The 17,504-nt window shown below is 69.4% G+C and carries 12 protein-coding genes, 1 tRNA gene and 1 pseudogene; 9 read left to right on the forward strand and 5 right to left on the reverse strand.

Features of this window, described 5'->3' with window-relative positions; translation table 11 throughout:
* Positions 1-135: 135 nt before the first annotated feature.
* A complete protein-coding gene (locus tag ACWD12_RS14235; RefSeq protein WP_450099784.1) occupies positions 136-1,884 on the reverse strand; it encodes a hypothetical protein in 1,749 nt (582 codons plus the stop codon).
* Positions 1,885-2,126: 242 nt separating this feature from the next.
* Here ACWD12_RS14235 and ACWD12_RS14240 point away from each other — a divergent pair, with 242 nt between their 5' ends.
* The 3 genes from ACWD12_RS14240 to ACWD12_RS14250 all read left to right on the forward strand — a co-directional run bounded on the left by ACWD12_RS14240 (position 2,127) and on the right by ACWD12_RS14250 (position 6,617).
* The gene (locus ACWD12_RS14240; protein ID WP_450099785.1) at positions 2,127-4,427 is read left to right on the forward strand and encodes a (Fe-S)-binding protein; all 2,301 of its coding nucleotides are present in this window, start codon (positions 2,127-2,129) and stop codon (positions 4,425-4,427) included.
* 227 nt (positions 4,428-4,654) lie between these two features.
* On the forward strand, positions 4,655-5,671 hold the full coding sequence (locus tag ACWD12_RS14245) for a Yip1 family protein (RefSeq protein ID WP_450099786.1): 1,017 nt from the start codon (positions 4,655-4,657) through the stop codon (positions 5,669-5,671).
* 304 nt (positions 5,672-5,975) lie between these two features.
* Positions 5,976-6,617, forward strand: coding sequence for a bifunctional DNA primase/polymerase (locus ACWD12_RS14250; protein ID WP_450099787.1), 642 nt, complete (start codon positions 5,976-5,978; stop codon positions 6,615-6,617).
* A 261-nt stretch (positions 6,618-6,878) separates the two neighbouring features.
* On the opposite strand, the gene ACWD12_RS14255 is transcribed toward ACWD12_RS14250, so the two are convergent.
* A complete protein-coding gene (locus ACWD12_RS14255) occupies positions 6,879-7,376 on the reverse strand; it encodes a phosphoribosyltransferase (RefSeq protein ID WP_358351843.1) in 498 nt (165 codons plus the stop codon).
* 83 nt (positions 7,377-7,459) lie between these two features.
* Positions 7,460-8,035: a dCTP deaminase gene (dcd, locus tag ACWD12_RS14260; protein WP_450099788.1), complete on the reverse strand. Its 576-nt coding sequence runs from the start codon at positions 8,033-8,035 to the stop codon at positions 7,460-7,462.
* A gap of 136 nt (positions 8,036-8,171) precedes the next feature.
* Here dcd and ACWD12_RS14265 point away from each other — a divergent pair.
* Positions 8,172-8,245, forward strand: a tRNA-Gly gene (locus ACWD12_RS14265).
* 50 nt (positions 8,246-8,295) lie between these two features.
* Here the strand turns inward: ACWD12_RS14265 and ACWD12_RS14270 are convergent.
* A pseudogene (locus tag ACWD12_RS14270) lies at positions 8,296-9,135 on the reverse strand (tyrosine-type recombinase/integrase); the annotation flags it as partial.
* 327 nt (positions 9,136-9,462) lie between these two features.
* Here ACWD12_RS14270 and ACWD12_RS14275 point away from each other — a divergent pair.
* The 4 genes from ACWD12_RS14275 (at position 9,463) to ACWD12_RS14290 (ending at position 14,861) form a co-directional block, all read left to right on the forward strand.
* On the forward strand, positions 9,463-10,176 hold the full coding sequence (locus tag ACWD12_RS14275; RefSeq protein ID WP_450099789.1) for a chaplin family protein: 714 nt from the start codon (positions 9,463-9,465) through the stop codon (positions 10,174-10,176).
* A gap of 892 nt (positions 10,177-11,068) precedes the next feature.
* The gene (locus ACWD12_RS14280; RefSeq protein WP_450099790.1) at positions 11,069-11,875 is read left to right on the forward strand and encodes a hypothetical protein; all 807 of its coding nucleotides are present in this window, start codon (positions 11,069-11,071) and stop codon (positions 11,873-11,875) included.
* 33 nt (positions 11,876-11,908) lie between these two features.
* Positions 11,909-13,732: an alkyl/aryl-sulfatase gene (locus ACWD12_RS14285; RefSeq protein ID WP_450099791.1), complete on the forward strand. Its 1,824-nt coding sequence runs from the start codon at positions 11,909-11,911 to the stop codon at positions 13,730-13,732.
* Between the two features lie 709 nt (positions 13,733-14,441).
* Positions 14,442-14,861 (forward strand): TOBE domain-containing protein, encoded by a 420-nt coding sequence (locus ACWD12_RS14290; RefSeq protein WP_450099792.1) that lies wholly within the window; start codon positions 14,442-14,444, stop codon positions 14,859-14,861.
* A gap of 45 nt (positions 14,862-14,906) precedes the next feature.
* Here ACWD12_RS14290 and ACWD12_RS14295 read toward each other — a convergent pair whose 3' ends face one another.
* The gene (locus ACWD12_RS14295; RefSeq protein WP_450099793.1) at positions 14,907-16,439 is read right to left on the reverse strand and encodes a hypothetical protein; all 1,533 of its coding nucleotides are present in this window, start codon (positions 16,437-16,439) and stop codon (positions 14,907-14,909) included.
* 376 nt (positions 16,440-16,815) lie between these two features.
* On the opposite strand from ACWD12_RS14295, the gene ACWD12_RS14300 reads away from it, so the two are divergent.
* Complete coding sequence (locus ACWD12_RS14300; RefSeq protein WP_450099794.1) at positions 16,816-17,337, forward strand: ATP-binding protein; 522 nt, start codon at positions 16,816-16,818, stop codon at positions 17,335-17,337.
* Positions 17,338-17,504: the final 167 nt, after the last annotated feature.

Here is a 17,504-nt window from a genome sequence, read left to right on the forward strand (position 1 = left end):
CAACCCGACGCTCCGAGCCGCCCCGGACCGACCGGAGGATCGGGTCGGATCCTCAGGGTCGGCTCCAGGGGCGGCCCTTGGAGTCGGCGCTCGGAGTCGGCACTCGGAGTCGGTACTTGTGATCAGTTCTTGTGATCAGCTCGCGCCGTACATCTCCACGGGACGGGTCGCGTCGCTCGTGGAGAACTGCAGCACGCGGTTGTCCGGAAGGACGACGGCCAGGCCCTCGGGGTCCACGACGACGCCTTCCTTCGGGTCCGTCGCGCGCGTGGGGCCGGTTCCCGTGGCTCCGCTTCCCGATCCCGCGCCCGATCCCGCGCCGGGTCCCGCGCGCAGCACGTGCACCGTCGTCGGCTTCCCGTCCGCGGCGGCGAAGCGGATCACCTTGCCCTCACCGCCGTCGTACTTGCTGCCGCCGACGAGCAGGGTGAAGCCCTTTTCGTCCGCCTCGAGCATGCGCACGTAGCCTTCCATCCCCACGGACGCCGACCAGATCAGCTTCCCGGTGGTCAGGTCGAATGCCCCGACCTTCCCCTCGTCCTCGTCGGTGCCCATCTGCGTGTACAGGACGTTCCCGTGCACGAGGACGCCGCCGAGGTTCTCGTTGGGGTCGATGAAGTCGAAGCCGCGCTCGTCCAGTACCAGGCCGTCCTTGCCGACCGGGATCTCCGCGGTGGGCTTCGCGGTGCCGTCCAGGACAAGGGCCTTGGCGAGGTTGCTGGCACCCTCGTCGGCGTTGGGGTCGTCGTACTCGTCGAGCACGACGAGCGGCGCGGCCGAGAGCAGGGTCGGCCAACTGTCGTTGCCGTTGGCCAGCTGCGTGGATCCGCGGGTGGTGCCCTTGGCCGGGTCGAGCACCGCGACGCCGCCGATGTACTTGACGGCTCCCGACGCCGACGACTGCAGGGTCAGGGCCACCTGGTCGGCGCTGACGGCGAGGTCGGAGATGTCCCAGCCGGAGCCGCCCTTGGGGGGCGTGGCGGAGCTTGCCCGCCACCGCCAGCGTTCGCCGCCGGTGCGGAGGTCGACGGCGACGGCGGTGTCGTCCGCCCCGAGGACGGCGAGGTCACCGTAGGCGCCGATCGCCACCTCGAAGGAAAGGCCCTCCGAGAGGTCCTTCGCCGTCCACAGCACCGTGTTCTTGGCGAGGTCCACGGCGGTGACGTTGGCGCAGCCGCCGTCGGGCGATTCCCAGGCGAAGAGCCCGACCCCCTCGACGGGGGTGTCCTTGACGCTGCATATCTCCTCGAAGCCGGCCGGCATGGCCACCTTCGCGGACTCGGCACCGGTCGCCAGGTCGTGGACGGTGATGTCCTTTTCGCGCAGGACGTACACCTTGTCGCCGCCGGCCCAGCCGCCGCGCAGCGACGTGTCCGACGTCGCCGCGGGCAGGGCCCACAGGCGGGTGAGGTCGACCTTGGCCTCCGACTCCTTGGGCGGCGTTCCACCGGAACCGGTGGTCTGCTGCCCTCCCGGGCCGGCGGTCGAACCGCCGCCGGTGGCCGACGCCTTGTCCTCGTCGTCCCCGGCCAGCGCGAACCACGCGCCGAGACCGGCGACCAGGGCGAGCGCAACGCCCGCCGCGACCATGGCGATCACCTTGCGCCGGCCGCCGCCTCCGCCCTGGGGTGGGGGCGGGCCGTAGCCGGGGGCGCACTGGTTCGGGTACGTGCCCGGATACGCGTTCGGGCCGGGAGGCGGGCTCGGATACGGGTTCGCCTGCGGGTCCGGGGCGTACCCCGGATGGCCCTGGGGCGCGGTCTGCCCCGGGTATGGCGCAGGCGGTTGCGGGTACCCGGGCTGGGACTGCGGCGGCGGGCCGGGCGGGCGCTCGGGCTGCGGCGGAGGGAACGGCGGCGGTGGAGGAGTGGATCGGTCGGACATGTGCGGATGGTAGGTGGGCTCGGATATCCGCGATCGAGCAGCACCTGCCGGGATCCCGCGCAAGGACGTCCGACGCGGCATGGCAGCATGAAGTCAGGAAAACTGACGGGTCGTCATATGACAGTGATGGAGATCATCCGTTCAGCCGATAAGTTACTAGTCGGTAAGATCTACGCACGGCCGTACGCTGACGGCCGATACACGCCCCGGAAGGGACGTCCCACCGGAGGAGCAGAACCGCGATGCAGCTCGCCGCCATCGTCATAGCGCTGGTCATCAGCGTTGTCGGCTTCGCCCTGCTCGGGCGAGCCGCCGCGTACATCTATCAGTACGTCAAGCTCGGCCAACCGGTTCTCGGACGCTCGGGACCCGTCGGCAAGCGCCTCACCACCATGCTCACGGAGATCCTGGGTCACACCCGGATGCTCAAGTGGGGCATCGTCGGAGCCGCGCACTGGTTCGTCATGGTCGGCTTCGGCGCGCTGATCCTGACGCTCGTGAACGCGTACGGACAACTCTTCGACGCCGAGTTCCACCTGCCGATCATCGGCCACTGGGTGGTCTGGAACTTCTTCGAGGAGTTCATGGGCCTCATGACGATCCTGGGCATCCTCGTCCTGATCGTCATCCGCCAGCTCAACCACCCGCGCCTGGCCGGCCGCAAGTCGCGGTTCTCCGGCTCGACCTTCTGGCAGGCGTACTTCGTCGAAGGCGTCGTGCTCGGGGTCGGCCTGTGCATCATGACGCTGCGCGGCCTGGAGGGCGCGCTCAACGACGAGTCGTCGTGGAACGCGCACTACCCGTTCTCGTACCCGCTGGTGAAAGCGTTCGAGGGACTGTCGGTCGACAGCCTGGAGAACCTGATCTACATCGTCGCGATGATCAAGATCGTCATCTCGATGGCGTGGGCCGTCACCATCGGCGTCAACCCGAACATGGGTGTCGCGTGGCACCGCTTCACGGCGTTCTTCAACATCTACTTCAAGCGCGACCCCGACGGCGGCGTGGCGCTCGGCGCGCTCATGCCGATGACCTCGGGCGGGCAGCAGATCGACTTCGAGGACCCGAAGGACGACGACATCTTCGGCGTCGGCCAGGTCGAGCACTTCTCGTGGAAGGGCCTGCTGGACTTCGCGACCTGCACCGAGTGCGGCCGCTGCCAGTCGCAGTGCCCCGCGTGGAACACCGGCAAGCCGCTGTCCCCGAAGCTGCTCATCATGTCGCTGCGCGAGCACGCGTTCGCGAAGGCGCCGTACCTGCTCGCGGGTGGCGGCAAGGACATGGGCGGCGACGAGAAGGGCACCTCGGAGCAGCTGGCCAAGGTCCCGGCGGCGGCACTCGCCGAGGCCGAGCGTCCGCTGATCGGCACCGCCGAGGACGGCGGCATCATCGACCCGGACGTGCTGTGGTCCTGCACCACGTGCGGCGCGTGCGTCGAGCAGTGCCCCGTCGACATCGAGCACGTCGACCACATCGTCGACATGCGCCGCTACCAGGTGCTGATCGAGTCGGCGTTCCCGTCCGAGGCCGCCACGATGCTCAAGGGCCTGGAGAACAAGGGCAACCCGTGGGGCCTGGCCCCCAAGGCACGCCTCGACTGGGTCAAGGAGCTCAAGAAGGCGACCGGCATCGAGGTGCCGATCATGGGCGAGGACATCGAGCCCGCCGATGTCGACTACCTCTACTGGGTCGGCTGCGCGGGTGCGCTGGAGGACCGGGCGAAGAAGACCACCAAGGCGTTCGCCGAACTGCTGCACATCGCGGGCGTCAAGTACGCGATCCTCGGCAAGGAGGAGTCCTGCACCGGTGACTCCGCCCGCCGCCTGGGCAACGAGTTCCTGTTCCAGATGCTCGGCGCGCAGAACGTCGCGACGCTGAACATGGCGTTCGGCGAGGACGACGAGGACGAGTCGACCAAGCTCCCGGCGTCGAAGAAGCGGATCGTCACCACCTGTCCGCACTGCTTCAACACGATCGCGAACGAGTACCCGCAGCTGGGGGGCAAGTTCGAGGTCATCCACCACACGCAGCTGCTGCAGCACCTGGTGGACGAAGGACGTCTGGTGCCGGTCGGCCCGGTCGAGGGCCTGATCACGTACCACGACCCCTGCTACCTCGGCCGGCACAACAAGATCTACTCGCCGCCGCGCGAGATCATCGCCAGGGTGCCGGGTCTGCGGAACGAGGAGATGCACCGCCACAAGGAGCGCGGCTTCTGCTGTGGCGCGGGCGGTGCCCGCATGTGGATGGAAGAGCGCATCGGCAAGCGCATCAACAACGAGCGCGTCGACGAGGCGCTGTCCCTCAACCCGGACATCGTCTCGACCGCGTGCCCGTTCTGCCTCGTCATGCTGTCCGACTCGGTCACCGGCAAGAAGCAGAGCGGCCAGGCGAAGGAGTCGACGCAGGTCGTCGACGTCTCGCAGCTGCTGCTGCAGTCGGTGAAGGTGCCCGAGCTGGTCGGGGCACCGGCGGAGGCGCCCGCGGGCGGGGCGGCCGGCGGGGCCGCGAACGAGGAGGCGGCGAGCGAGCAGCCGTCGTAGTCGACGCGCGGACGTCGCTGTTGTCTTGGGCGTCGCGGATGTCGTTTTCGCCGCGGTTGTTTTGGTTGTCGGGTGATCCGGAGCGCCGGCGGACCTTCTCGGTCCCCGGCGCTTCGGCGTCCGGGCCGGGCGCGTCGGCGACGTCTCCAGATCTACCAATCCATCCCGCGAAATTACGTCAGTCCTACGACAACACCACCCGGCGCACACCCGGTACCGTCAGGGGTGTGACCGGCAACGACCGCTACCCCTACGGACCGCAGTACGGCCAAGGACCGCAGTACGGCCAACCCGACCAGTACGACGAGTACGGTCGGCCGCTACCGCGCCCGCAGGACCCCTCGCCGTACGCGCAGCAGCAGCCCGCACCGCATGCGCGGCAGGCGCCGCCTCAGCAGCAGCCGCAGTCGCAGTCCCAGCACGGGCACTATGCGCAGCCGCAGCAGCCGCAGCCGCGCCCCCGGCAGGCACAGCCGGGCGGGCAGCAGCAGTCGGCGTACCCCGGTGGTCCGCTCTCGCTGCCCGACGAGACGAGCATCTACGTCTACGGCGAGACCCCCGACGGGTACACGCAGGTAGCCCCGGCCGTGCCGCCGCCCGCGCCGCGCCGGAGCGCGCAGAGCACGGTGTACCGCAACGGGCAGCCGTACGACCCCAACGCCCAGGCGGCGTACGCCCCCTACGCACCCCCGCCGTCCCGCCCGCTGACCTGGCAGGAACTGTCCGGCGGCCTGCTCAGCCGCCCGTTGTCGACGCTCGAACGGGCGCGGGACCAGGCGTTCTGGTGGCCCGCGTTGATCGTCTCGGCGATCTGCGGCGTGCTCGCCATGGTCGCCAACGACAAGGCCCGCGACGAGGTCGTCACCAGCACCCTGTCCACCAGCGTTCCGGCGATGCTCATCACCGCCGTCGTGGTCCCGGGCTTCATGGTCGTGCTCGGCTGGGTGTCCAACATGCTGGCGCAGATGCTCGGCGGCAACGGCGACGCCGGGCCGTTCATCACGCTGGCCGCGCTGGTGGCGTGGTTCACCGACGCACCGCGTCTGGTGGTGTCGTTGTTCGCCAGTGACGACAACAACGCGGTCATGGTTGTCGGAGTGGCGTCCTTCGCGCTGACGGCCTGGCTGCTCACGGCAGTTGCGATGCGGGTGCACGAACTGGCCTGGGCGCGCGCGCTGGGCGCGGTGTCCGTACAGTTGATCGCCCTGCTCCTGGTGCTCAAACTGCCGCTGACGTCCGCGTAGTCGGCGCCCCTCGGGACCCGCGCGGAAGTCCCGCGCGAGGCCGCGCGAGGCGGCGCGAGGGCCGTACCAGTGCCGCACACGGGCCGGAACGAGCAAAGCGGACCACAAGCGGACCACCCGGACCACAAGCGGCACCATGTAGGCCCCGGATGGATCTTCCCGTCGCGTGCGCGACGCGGTTTCCTCGTCTCACGGGAACGCAACGAGACAGGAACTGCACATCCAGCGCACGCGACCACGCGGCGATCCCCGGTATCCCCCCACCGAGTCCGGGACGCACCACCGCCGCGGTTAAGGACCGGACATGCTCGTGCGGAGACGCACCAAAGCGGCGTTGCAGGCCGCCGCCCTCTTCTACGCGACGGATCGAGGATGGCCCGTACTGCCCGGTGCCTACGTCGACCAGGACCGCTGCTCCTGCCGATCGCTCCGATGCCCGGAGCCCGGCGCGCACCCCGCCGACGCGGTGGACCTGGCGGCCGCGAGCCGGTCGTCCGAGGTCATCAGGACGTGGTGGAACCGGCGGCCGTACTCGGTACTGCTCGCCACCGGCCTGGAGTTCGACGTACTCGACGCCCCCGCACACGTCGGCTACGCCGCGATCCACGAGCTGAACCACCTCGGCTTCACCCCGGGACCGGTCGTGCACCTGCCGTCCGACCGCCTGCTGTTCCTGGTGCGCCCCGGCGCGCGCGACGTGTACTGGTACACGATCGACCACAACGACGCCGCCCACCTCGACGTACGCCACCACGGCATCGGCCACGTCGTCCTCGCTCCCTCCGGCCCGTGCGGAGCGGACGGCCCCGAGCCGCGCTGGGCCGTGCCCCCGGACCCGGCCGACCGGCGACTGCCCGAGGCGGTCGAACTCCTGGGGACCCTGGTCCGCTCCTGCCAGCAGGACCCGGCCAGGCCCCCGCACGCGCGCGAGGAGGTGAGTGGTTGAGCGCTTCCCCTGCCCGCACCGCATCCGCACCGCACGGTCGTCGCCCGCCCGGCCACGCCGTCCGGGGACGCGGAAGCGGGCCGGACCCGGCCGACCCCCGCACTCACGGTCCCCGGGTCCCAGCAGTGCCGCACAGTGCCGCGCGAAGGCCCCGTCGCCACCCACCCGGCCACGGGGCCTTCGTCACGTCTGCTTCCAGTTGTCCGTCCGGCGGCTCACCCAACTGCCCGCCGCCGCCGCGGTCCGGGGACTCCGGCTCCCCTACGCGTCGAGGATCTGGCCTTCCCGGGTGACCACCGGCGGCAGCACCGACCACGGGAAATTGATCCAGTCCTCGGTGTACTTCCACACGTACTCGCACTTCACCGACGACTGCGGCTTCTCGTAGATCACCGCGCAGCGCACATCGGCCACCGCGCCCTCGCAGAAGTCGCGCACCAGCTTCAGCGTCTTGCCGGTGTCGGCGACGTCGTCCGCCACCAACACCTTCTTGTCCGTGAAGTCGATGACGTTCGGCACCGGCGCCAACATGATCGGCATCTCCAGCGTGGTCCCCACGCCGGTGTAGAACTCCACGTTCACCAGGTGCAGATTCTTGACATCCAGCGCGTACGCCAGCGCCCCCGCCGCGAACACGCCGCCGCGCGCGATCGACAGGATGATGTCCGGCTCGTACCCGTCCTCCGCGACCCGCTCCGCAAGCTCCCGCGTCGCGGTGCCGAGGAGCTCCCAGGTGAGGTTCTCGCGCACGTCGGTCATTGTCGGGGCCCTACCTACGTGTTCGGGCGGCGCCGCGCGCCGCTGTCCTGACTTCTGCACCTGCCGACCCCAGGCCGGCACCGTCAGATCTTCGTACGGTGGAAACTCTGGAACGAGCGCGAGGCCGTCGGCCCCCGCTGCCCCTGGTACCGCGAGCCGTACACCGACGACCCGTACGGAAACTCGGCGGGCGACGACAACCGGAACAGGCACAGCTGCCCGATCTTCATCCCCGGCCACAACTTGATCGGCAGCGTCGCCACGTTCGACAACTCCAGGGTCACGTGCCCCGAGAACCCCGGATCGATGAACCCGGCGGTCGAGTGCGTCAGCAACCCCAACCGCCCGAGCGAACTTTTGCCCTCGAGCCGACTAGCCACGTCATCCGGCAGCGTGATGACCTCGTACGTCGACGCCAACACGAACTCGCCCGGATGCAGAATGAACGGCTCGTCCCCCTCCGGCTCGATGAGCCGGGTCAGATCAGGCTGCTCCACCGCAGGATCGATGTGCGGGTATCGATGGTTCTCAAAGACCCGAAAAAACCGATCAAGTCGGACATCCACACTGGACGGCTGCACCATCTCCGACTGAAACGGGTCGATGCCAACCCGACCGGCGTCGATCTCCGCGCGAATGTCCTTGTCCGAAAGCAGCACAGACAGAGGGTAGTCGCTGCCCCCGGGATACACCCAAACGGCACCACCCCGGCCCGCCCCCCACCCCAAAACACGCCTGCACCCCGCCAACCGAATCAGGTACAGTGTGACCCGCGACCCCCACCAGGGCCGCAACGCGGGCGTAGTTTAATGGTAGAACATGAGCTTCCCAAGCTCAGAGCGCGAGTTCGATTCTCGTCGCCCGCTCCAAAGCAAAGGCCCAGGTCACGGACCCGGGCCTTCGTTGTTGTCTAGACCTTTCAGTCGTCACGTGCCAGATCCGTGCCAGAAGCCCCGCCCTTCGGACGGTTGGCGGCTCCCCTGCGCCTCCCCCGCCGTGCCGCCCCCTTGCCCCCGCCGGCCGCACGCTCCCGGTCCGTCCGCACCTTTCGGTCGAGCTGTTCGGCGACCCGCTGTTGCTGCTCATCCGTCGAGTGCTGATAGATCAGCGCGGCCTTCTCGGTCGACTGCCCCGACCGCACCATGACGTCCTTCAACGTCGCCCGGCCTGAGTCGCCGGCGTGTTGCCCGTGTGCCGCACATCGTAGAAGTGAAAGTGCCCAGGCAGCCCGACCGCCGTCCGAGCCCTCCGCCACTTCCGCCCGAACGTCGACCGCCGAAACGCGCCACCGCGCTCCCCCACGAACAGCAAGCTGTCTTGCGACTCCTCTACATAGAACTCCAGATGCCGCTGTACGTCGGCATCCAGGAACTCCGGATAGAACACCGTCCTTCTTGCCCACCGCCGACTTCGAATCGCCAGTCACCCGCCGCCCGGTAGTCAGTTCCGGCGACGCCTGCGTGATCGACAGCGACCGCGCCTCGACGTCGACGTCCTCACGCCGCAACTCCGCCTGCTCTTCGGGACGCAGCGAGCAGTACGCCGCGAAGAACACCAGCAGCCGCCACCGCGGACCCATCGCATCCGCCATCGCGTCGACCTGGGCCACCGTCGCAATCGGCCGCTCCGGAGCCGACTCCTTTCCCGCACCCTTGATCCGGCACGGATTGCGTGGAATCAACTCGTCTTCCTCGAACGCCGTTTGCATGATCGCCTTCAGCAGCCGGTACGACTTGGCCACCGTGGTGGCCCCCGTCGCCGCCGTCGACCCGAATGCACCAGGCCATCCCGAGCGCTCGCCAGCCTCCGACGGGAGCGCTGTGGGCGTGGTGCTCCCCCGCGGCGACGCGCCCACGGACACCGCGGACTGGTCGGTCATCGCCGGTGGGGCAGACACACCCGATCGCGCGACGCCACTACCCGTATGGCCGCCATATCCCGGGGGTGGCGGGACAGGAGTGACGGAGGTGGGGCGAGTCCGTTCCCGCCCGGCTGCCGGCGGATCGACCTAGTTGTGGTTGGACCCGCGCAGCGACGCGTCGCGGATCGCCCGTGCCGCAAGTCTGGGAAAAACACGGAGTATCTCTTGAAGATTTTGAAGCGGGCATCCGTCGTCGCGGTCACCGGGGCCGCGCTGGTGGTGGGTGGTGCCGGCGCCGCGTTCGCCGGTTCCGGCGCCGACGGTGCGGCCGTCGGTTCGCCGGGTGTCCTGTCCGGCAACCTGATCCAGATCCCGGTGCACGTGCCGATCAACGTGTGCGGTAACTCGATCGGCGTCATCAGCGTCCTCAACCCGGCGTTCGGCAACTTCTGCGCGAACGTCGACGGCGGCTCCCAGCACAAGCCCGCCGGATACCCGGGCATGAACCCGGCGCACCACCAGAACGACAAGCCGGGCCACAAGCCGGCCGAGCCGTGCGGTTGCCCAAGCGACAAACCGGCCCACCACCCGGGCGACAAGCCGGGTCACACACCGGGACACAAGCCGAGTGACAAGCCGGGTCACACACCGGGACACAAGCCGAGTGACAAGCCGGGTCACGCGCCGAGTGACAAGCCGGGTCACAAGCCGGGTCACGCGCCGAGTGACAAGCCGGGTCACAAGCCGGGTCACGCGCCGAGTGACAAGCCGGGTCACAAGCCGGCTGAGGAGCCGTGCGCGGACCCGGGTGGCAAGCCGGCCCAGAACCCGGGCCACAAGCCGGGTGCGAAGCCGGGACACAAGCCGGGCGGCAAGCCGGAGGCGAACCCCGGCCACGGCGGCGGGAGCCAGGGCGGCAACCACGGCAGCGGTTGGTAGGGGCGCTCCGCCGCGGTCCTGGGGCAAGCTGCGAACCGGCGGGCTCGTTCGGCTCGCGGCCGCGGGGCCGGCAAGTGCCGGCGCTGTCCTGCCGGGTGGGCACCGGGGAACCCCACGAATGGCCGTACCGGTTCGGGGTCTTCGCTTCCGCTCCCCTGGGCTACACCTGCGGGACGCCGTCGGCACGATCGTGCGGGGACGTTCGAAAGCCGGGGCCGGCGCCTTCGATGGCGCCGGCCCCGGCCGTTCGCTGTGCGTCGCAGCCCGGGTCAGTTGTCCCGGTCAGTTGTCCGCGTCAAGCCGCAGCGATCACTGTTTTCCGCATGGTCTCTCCAAAGAGTCAAGGGCCCGGTCGCACCGGACCACGAATCGACCGTAAGCGGACAAAAAAGAATTCCCCGGGGGGACGATGCGGCCGAACGGCAGCGCGACGCGCCACCACCGCGTCGCCTGCGGGCCACCAGGTTGTGGCCCCTGGAGGAGACGCTGCTGCTCATCGCGGACCCCGTAACGGCCGCCGCGACCTCCCGGCATCTGCGAACAGGCGGCCCCACGCCACCTCTTCGAGCGACCTCCACCCAGCACCGGCCCGCGCTCCCGGCCGCGGCCGCTGACAGCCGATGGGCAACACGCCTGTCACCCGCGCTCGTCCACCGTCCGGCGGCCCCGACTCCCCGCACCCCCACATCGAGCGTTCCCGCGGCTCCGGTGGCGCTTCGTCAGATGCCGGGCCATCCCGCCCCGATCGGGCGGGTGGCGCGTGAGGTACGTGCCTTCGCCACTCGCACGGGTGAATGCCGATCGTTTGGGATACGCGCCAATCCGCCCCGGAAGCGGGAGCGAAGCCCAAGTACCGGCCCGCATCCGGCGGGCGGAACGAAAGGGAGCCGTGGTGGCTGAGCCCATCGACACCCGGCTGTTGGCGGAACCCACCGAGCAGTCCGAGGACCTCCACAGCGACGCGACCCGCATCACCCGCGCCTCACTCGACGAACACGCCGACGCAACGGCCGAAGAACAGTCCAGGACGCACCGTTGGTGGCGTCCGGCATTCCTCGGCGGCGCCTCCGCGGGCGCGGTGCTGCTGCGGACCAACCGCGCGGCGGCGGCGAGTGTCGCGGACGACGTGATGGCGTTGCAGACCGCCGCGTCGCTGGAGAACCTCGCGGTGAACGTCTACACCACCGCGGCGGGCCTGCCGTTCATCCAGTCGAGCCAACCCGCGCTGCGGACGGCCCCTGCCCACCCAGGCCGTGCCCGCGCAGCTGCACTGCTCGGCCGCCTGCCGCCAGGCACGCCACCGCGACCGCCGCCGCCCCGCCCTCGACGACGAGCAGTACCTCGCCCTCGCACAACGCTTCCGCCAGACAGCCGAACTCCTGGCCGCCGCCCAGGCAGCCGCGCGGCCGGCCCCGAAGCACTCACCGCACACATCCCCGCCCTCGCCGCGCTCCTGGACTCCCTCACCGCCACCGCGGTCACCCACGACCGTGAACGCGGCGACACCTGGCCCGTCATCGCCACCCGGTTGCACCTGGAACCCGAGACCGCCCGCCGCCGCCACGTCAACCGGCGCCGGCTCGTTCCCGACCTCCACGCCCAGACCACTCGCACCCCCGCGCGCGTGATCCAGCCGACGCCAGCCCCCGCCCACTGGCCACCGCCCGGCGACCATTGCCAGATTTGTCTGATTCGTTGATTAAGTTAATGATTGTCGGGTTATTCGGTGTGCATGACTGCACTGGATTTCGCGGACCGGGCCGACTTCGACGATGCCGAGCGGGGGTTCGTCGCGGCGTTGTCGCCCGCGGTGATCCGGTCCGAGGACGGGCGGGTGATCTGGGACGGGGAGGCGTACGCGTTCCTGGACACGGATTGCCCGGACACCGCGCACCCGTCACTGTGGCGGCAGAGCCAACTGTGCAACAAGCAGGGCCTGTACGCGGTTACCGACGGGATCTACCAGGTGCGGAACCTGGACCTGTCGAACATGACGCTGGTCGAGGGCGACACCGGCGTGATCGTCATCGACCCGCTGATCTCGGCGGAGTGCGCGGCGGCGGCGCTCGCGCTGTACCGGGAGCACCGCGGGGACCGGCCGGTGACCGGGCTGATCTACACCCATTCGCACGGCGACCACTTCGGCGGCGCGCGCGGGGTGGTGCCGCACGGGCACGCGCCGGTGCCGGTGATCGCCCCGGCAGGGTTCCTGGAACACGCGGTGGCGGAAAACGTGTACGCGGGCGGTGCGATGACGCGCCGGGCGGTGTACATGTACGGCGCCGAGCTGACCAAGGGGCCCGCCGGGCAGATCGGCGCGGGGCTGGGCATGACCACCTCGACCGGCACGATCACGCTGATCCCGCCCACGGTCGACATCACCCACACCGGTCAGGAGGAGACCGTCGACGGGGTGCGGATCGTCTTCCAGATGACGCCGGACACCGAGGCGCCCTCGGAGATGAACTTCTACTTCCCCGACCGACGGGCGCTGTGCATGGCAGAGAACGCCACCCACAACATGCACAACATCCTGACCCTGCGCGGCGCGGTCGTGCGTGACACCCGGATCTGGGCGCACTACCTGAACGAGACGATCGCCCTGTTCGGCGACCAGGCCGACGTCGCCTTCGCCTCCCACCACTGGCCGACCTGGGGCAAGGCCCGGATCGTGGAGCACCTGGCCGGACAGCGGGACATGTGGGCGTACCTGCACGACCAGACCCTGCGGCTGACGAACAAGGGCCTGACGGGCATCGAGATCGCCGAGCAGCTCGAACTGCCGCCCGCGGTCGCGAACCGCTGGGCCAACCGCGGCTACTACGGCTCGCTGTCGCACAACGTGAAGGCGATCTACCAGCGCTACATGGGCTGGTACGACGGCAACCCCGCGCACCTGTGGGAGCACCCGCCAGTCGAGCAGGCCAAGCGGTTCGCCGCCGACTACGGCGGCGTCCACGCGCTGACCGCCAAGGGCAAGGAGTACGCCGACGCCGGCGACCTGCGGTTCGCCGCCACCCTGCTGGGCCACGCGGTGTTCGCCGACCCGACCAACACCGCGACCAAGGAAGCCCTCGCGTCCGTGTTCGAGAAGCTGGGGCACGGCGCGGAGAACGGCACCTGGCGCAACTTCTACCTGATGGGCGCCCAAGAGCTACGCGGCCACATCGCGCACACCTCGATCAAGACCACCAACCCCGAGATGGCGATGGCGCTGACCGTCGACATGCTCATCGACTCCCTCGCCATCCGCGTCGACGGCCCGCGCGCGTGGGACGAGAAACTCACCATGGACTGGCATCTGACGGACGAGGGCCGCACCTGGCACATCGCCCTGTCCAACGGCGCCCTGACCTACCGCGACAGCACCAAGAACGGCTCCGGCAACGGCGGGAAGGCCGACCTCGCCCTGACGCTCACCAAGCCGCAACTCCTCGGCGTCCTGGCCGGCAAGGGCCTCGACGGCGTGCAGGTCGACGGCGACCCGCAGGTACTCGCCCGACTCAACGCATTGCTCGACACCCCCAACCCGGACTTCCCCATCGTCACCCCTTGACCCCGCCCTCCCCACCCGGCGGCGCCGCCCCCCGACCGAAGGCGGCGCCGCCGGAGTCGACGGCGACGCCCCGTGGTGGATCATCACGGCGCCGACCACCGCCGGGCTGCTGCCAATACACCGGTCGTGAATTCGGTGCGCTCGCAGCCGAGTTCGGGGTCCGATTCTCGGTTGGCCGCACCGGTCGGTGCTGGGACAACGCACTCGCCGAGTCGTTCGTCGCCACCCTCGAGAACGACCTCGACACCGGCCGCCCTGGCCCAACAGGGCCACAGCCCGCACCGACCTCGCCGAGTACATCGAGACAGCAGCCTCGGCTACCGCACACCCGTCGAATACGGAGTCGCAATCGCGGCCTGACTGCCACAACGACGGCGTCTGTCAAAGCGGAACAAGCTCAAGGCTCAGAGCGTGAGTTTGGTGTGCGGCGTTCGCTGTAGGTGTGTGGGGGATGGGGTTGGTTGGGTTGTGGCCAATGGGTTTGCTGGGTGGGGTAGTTGGTGTGTTGTGCGGTCGTGGACGGCGAAGTGACGCCCCGTGGGACGAGGGGGCCGGCTTGGGCTTGTCTTGTGGGGGTGGGCGGGGAGGGCGCCGAGTGGGTGATGCTGTCGGGGTGGCACGTGCGGGGGTGACTGGTCCGCATTAGCGTGGGTTTCGGTGTGGCCAGGCGGCCTGCCGACCGTTTCGATCGACCGTGAGGCGTTCCCACATGAGCCTGAGCATCCGCAATCAGATCGCCGGCACCGTCACCGCGGTCACTCCGGGCGAGGTCATGGCGGCCGTGAAGGTACGCCTGGTCGGGGGCCAGGAGGTTACGGCCGTGATCACGCTCGAGGCGGTCAGAGACCTCGGTCTCGCGGACGGGTCCGCGGTCACCGTTCTCGTGAAGTCCACCGAGGTCTCGCTGGCCACCGGGCCGGTCGGGGGGCTGTCGATCCGCAACCAGATCCTCGGCACCGTCACCGACGTCGTCACCGGCGGCGCCATGGCCGCGGTCAGGGTGGCCGTCGAAGGCGGCGAGTTGACCGCGTCGATCACCAAGGACGCCGTGACGGACCTCGGCCTGGCCGCGGGCTCGACGGTGACCGCGCTGATCAAGTCGACCGAGGTCGCACTTTCGGCTGCCTGATTGTCCCTTGCCGAGCACGGAAGGCGGCGCGGGCGCCAGGGGGTGTCAGGGGGCGGCGAATGCCTGGGTGCCGTAACCGATCGGGGTGATCCTGGTGACGAGCATGCGGCCGTCGGCGATGGTGATGATCGAGTCGGTGGAAACCGGGAACTGCATGTTCAAGGGCGACGCCTCGCTGAGCACTGTGACCTGGCCGTCGGCGGCGGCGTAGGACTCCACTCGGACGCGGTCGTAGGAGGCGTTGACCGCCACGAGGCCGTCCTTGTCCGCCTCGACCAGGACCAGTTTGTCCATGTCGGCGCTCGGGACCTCCCAGCGCAGTTCGCCGCTGGACAGATCGAAGGCCACGACGCCCGGCCGGCCTTCGCTGCTGAAGGGGTCACGCCTGGTCATGCCGTACAGGGTGTCACCGGAGACGCGGTACGGGAGCAGCACTTGGCCGTGGAGGGTACGCGAACCCTGGTAGTCGACAGGGCCTTGCTGCGCCGCGAGCGGGAACGAGGCAACCTGGGTGCCGTCCCGGTCGAAGCGGAGCAGTTGCGGAGGAAGCTCGTCGCCGAGGTCCGGCGCGAACATGACGGTGATCGGTGCCGCGGAGACGATCTCGGCGTTGGTGTCGGGCACGGGACCCTCGAACGGGGTCGGCTGCGCGCCGATCTGACGGCCGGCGGCGTCCAGGGTGACGAGTTCGAGGTCGTACCCGCCGCCGGACTGGCTTGCGTCGCTGATCACCGCGACGACATCGGGCCCTGTCTTCATGGCGGTGTTGACGACCGGGGCGATCTGCACGGTGTTCGGGAAGACCGAGGGGTCCTTGGAACGGTTCTCCCAGGTCCACGCGGTGCTGCCGTCGTCCACGCGGAACGCGACCACCGAGGTCGGCGTCAGCGCGGCGACGATGTCCTCGCCGACGAACCCGATCCTCGACTCGTAGTAGAACCAGGGGCTGCCGTCCTTGCGCTTCTTCCCGGCGAACTCGGTGGTCCGCAGGACCTTTCCGCCGTTCCGCGCGTCGACGAAGGAGAGCTTCTTGCAGGCGCCGTCGCTGGACCCGTCGTCGTAGACGGTCCAGGCGATGGCGCCGATACCGTCTTTGTTGACCGCTTCGGTCATCGCGCAGGGCTTCATGCCGCGGCCGGGCGGCGCGACGCTGCCGAGTTCCTTCCCGGTCTGCATGTCGAACATCTTCATCGCCGTTCCGCGGCCGACGAACAGCGTGGAACCGACCTGCCATGTGCCCAACGCGTCGTCGCGGGGGACGTCTTGGCCCTTGTTGCCGTTGGCGCCGGCGTTCCCGGTCCGGGACTCGTTTTCCGGCGGGGAGTTCCAGGCGGGGACCACGTGCGGTGGCAGCAGCGCCGCCTTCGGCTTGGGGGACGGGGACGCCTCGGACGAGGGTGCCGACCCGCGGTTCGGAGCCTCGGAGTTCTTCGCGCCGGCGGAACCGCCGCTGTCACAGGCGGCGACTGCCGTGCTCGCGATGACGACCGCGACCACGGCGCGGAGAACACCGCGGCGCCGGTGGGCGGACGCCGTACGTGCGCCAGGTGACGGGGGAACAGCGGGTATGGCGGTCATGAACGTGCCCTTTGAGACGGCTGTCGGGACGGACGTGCGGCTTCGGACCAGCCGAGGACGGCATCGTGTGGAGCACCGATGCGCCGACGCTCCTGAAGCGCGCAGCGGTGTTCGACGGGGCGTCTCCTGCCTCGACGCCCCGTCGGGTTCCGGACCGAATACTCAGCATGCTAGGCAGCGGGAAAGACGGGAAACTACGGCTTTCGCGCACCATTTGCCGCCCACCGAAGGGCTCCGGTGCACAACACGAACTGTGGTACGTAAGCGGTGCCGCCTTTGCGGCCCACACGATTTCGGTGGGCACGCAAGCGGGGAGTCGGGCGCGGTGTACGTCGGGACCAGCGGCAGAGCGCGTACCGCATTACCGTCGTTGTCCATGATCGTGTGGCTGAACGGCACCCATGGCGCAGGCAAGACGACGACGAGCGGGCTCGTGCAACCGCTGATCCCGGATTCCCGCGTGTTCGACGCCGAGAAGGTCGGCGAGACACTCATGGACATCACGCCAGGGTTGCCCGAGACGGACAACTTCCAGCACTGGCCGCCGTGGCGCACGCTCGTGGTCGAGACCGCCCACCGCGTACTCGACTACACCGGCGGCATTCTGGTGATCCCCATGACCGTCCTTGTCGAGCAGTATTGGCGCGAGATCAGCGCGGGCCTGGCCCGACATGACATCCCGGTACGGCACTTCGTACTCCACGCCGACCAGGACACGCTGCGCGGGCGCATTCAGGGCGACACCGTCATGGGCCCGTCCGAGTTCCGCTTCAAGTACCTCGAACCGTACGCCGAGGCGGCCCGCACGTGGCTGCACGCCGAGGCCGAGGTCGTCGACACGACTCACCTCACCCCCGCACAAGCTGCCGCACAGATTGCGGATGCCGTCAAGAGCTGACGTACGCGCGTCACGCGAAGTCGCCTGCTGCACACGCCCGTTCAGCAGCAACACGCTCCCTCACCGACCGCCACCACCGGAGTCTCCGCGTGGTCTCCGCACATGCCGATCCGGTACGCCCTCCCCGCCGACGCGGACGTCATGGCCGAGATCACCTGTGCCGCGTT

The organism is Streptodolium elevatio, from assembly GCF_053592165.1.

Excerpts from the sequence above, each read along its gene's own strand:
- ACWD12_RS14235 (WP_450099784.1), bottom strand. The coding sequence starts at position 1,884 with ATGTCCGACCGATCCACTCCTCCACCGCCGCCGTTCCCTCCGCCGCAG.
- ACWD12_RS14240 (WP_450099785.1), top strand. The coding sequence starts at position 2,127 with ATGCAGCTCGCCGCCATCGTCATAGCGCTGGTCATCAGCGTTGTCGGC.
- ACWD12_RS14250 (WP_450099787.1), top strand. The coding sequence starts at position 5,976 with ATGCTCGTGCGGAGACGCACCAAAGCGGCGTTGCAGGCCGCCGCCCTC.
- ACWD12_RS14255 (WP_358351843.1), bottom strand. The coding sequence starts at position 7,376 with ATGACCGACGTGCGCGAGAACCTCACCTGGGAGCTCCTCGGCACCGCG.
- ACWD12_RS14285 (WP_450099791.1), top strand. The coding sequence starts at position 11,909 with ATGACTGCACTGGATTTCGCGGACCGGGCCGACTTCGACGATGCCGAG.
- ACWD12_RS14290 (WP_450099792.1), top strand. The coding sequence starts at position 14,442 with ATGAGCCTGAGCATCCGCAATCAGATCGCCGGCACCGTCACCGCGGTC.
- ACWD12_RS14295 (WP_450099793.1), bottom strand. The coding sequence starts at position 16,439 with ATGACCGCCATACCCGCTGTTCCCCCGTCACCTGGCGCACGTACGGCG.
- ACWD12_RS14300 (WP_450099794.1), top strand. The coding sequence starts at position 16,816 with ATGATCGTGTGGCTGAACGGCACCCATGGCGCAGGCAAGACGACGACG.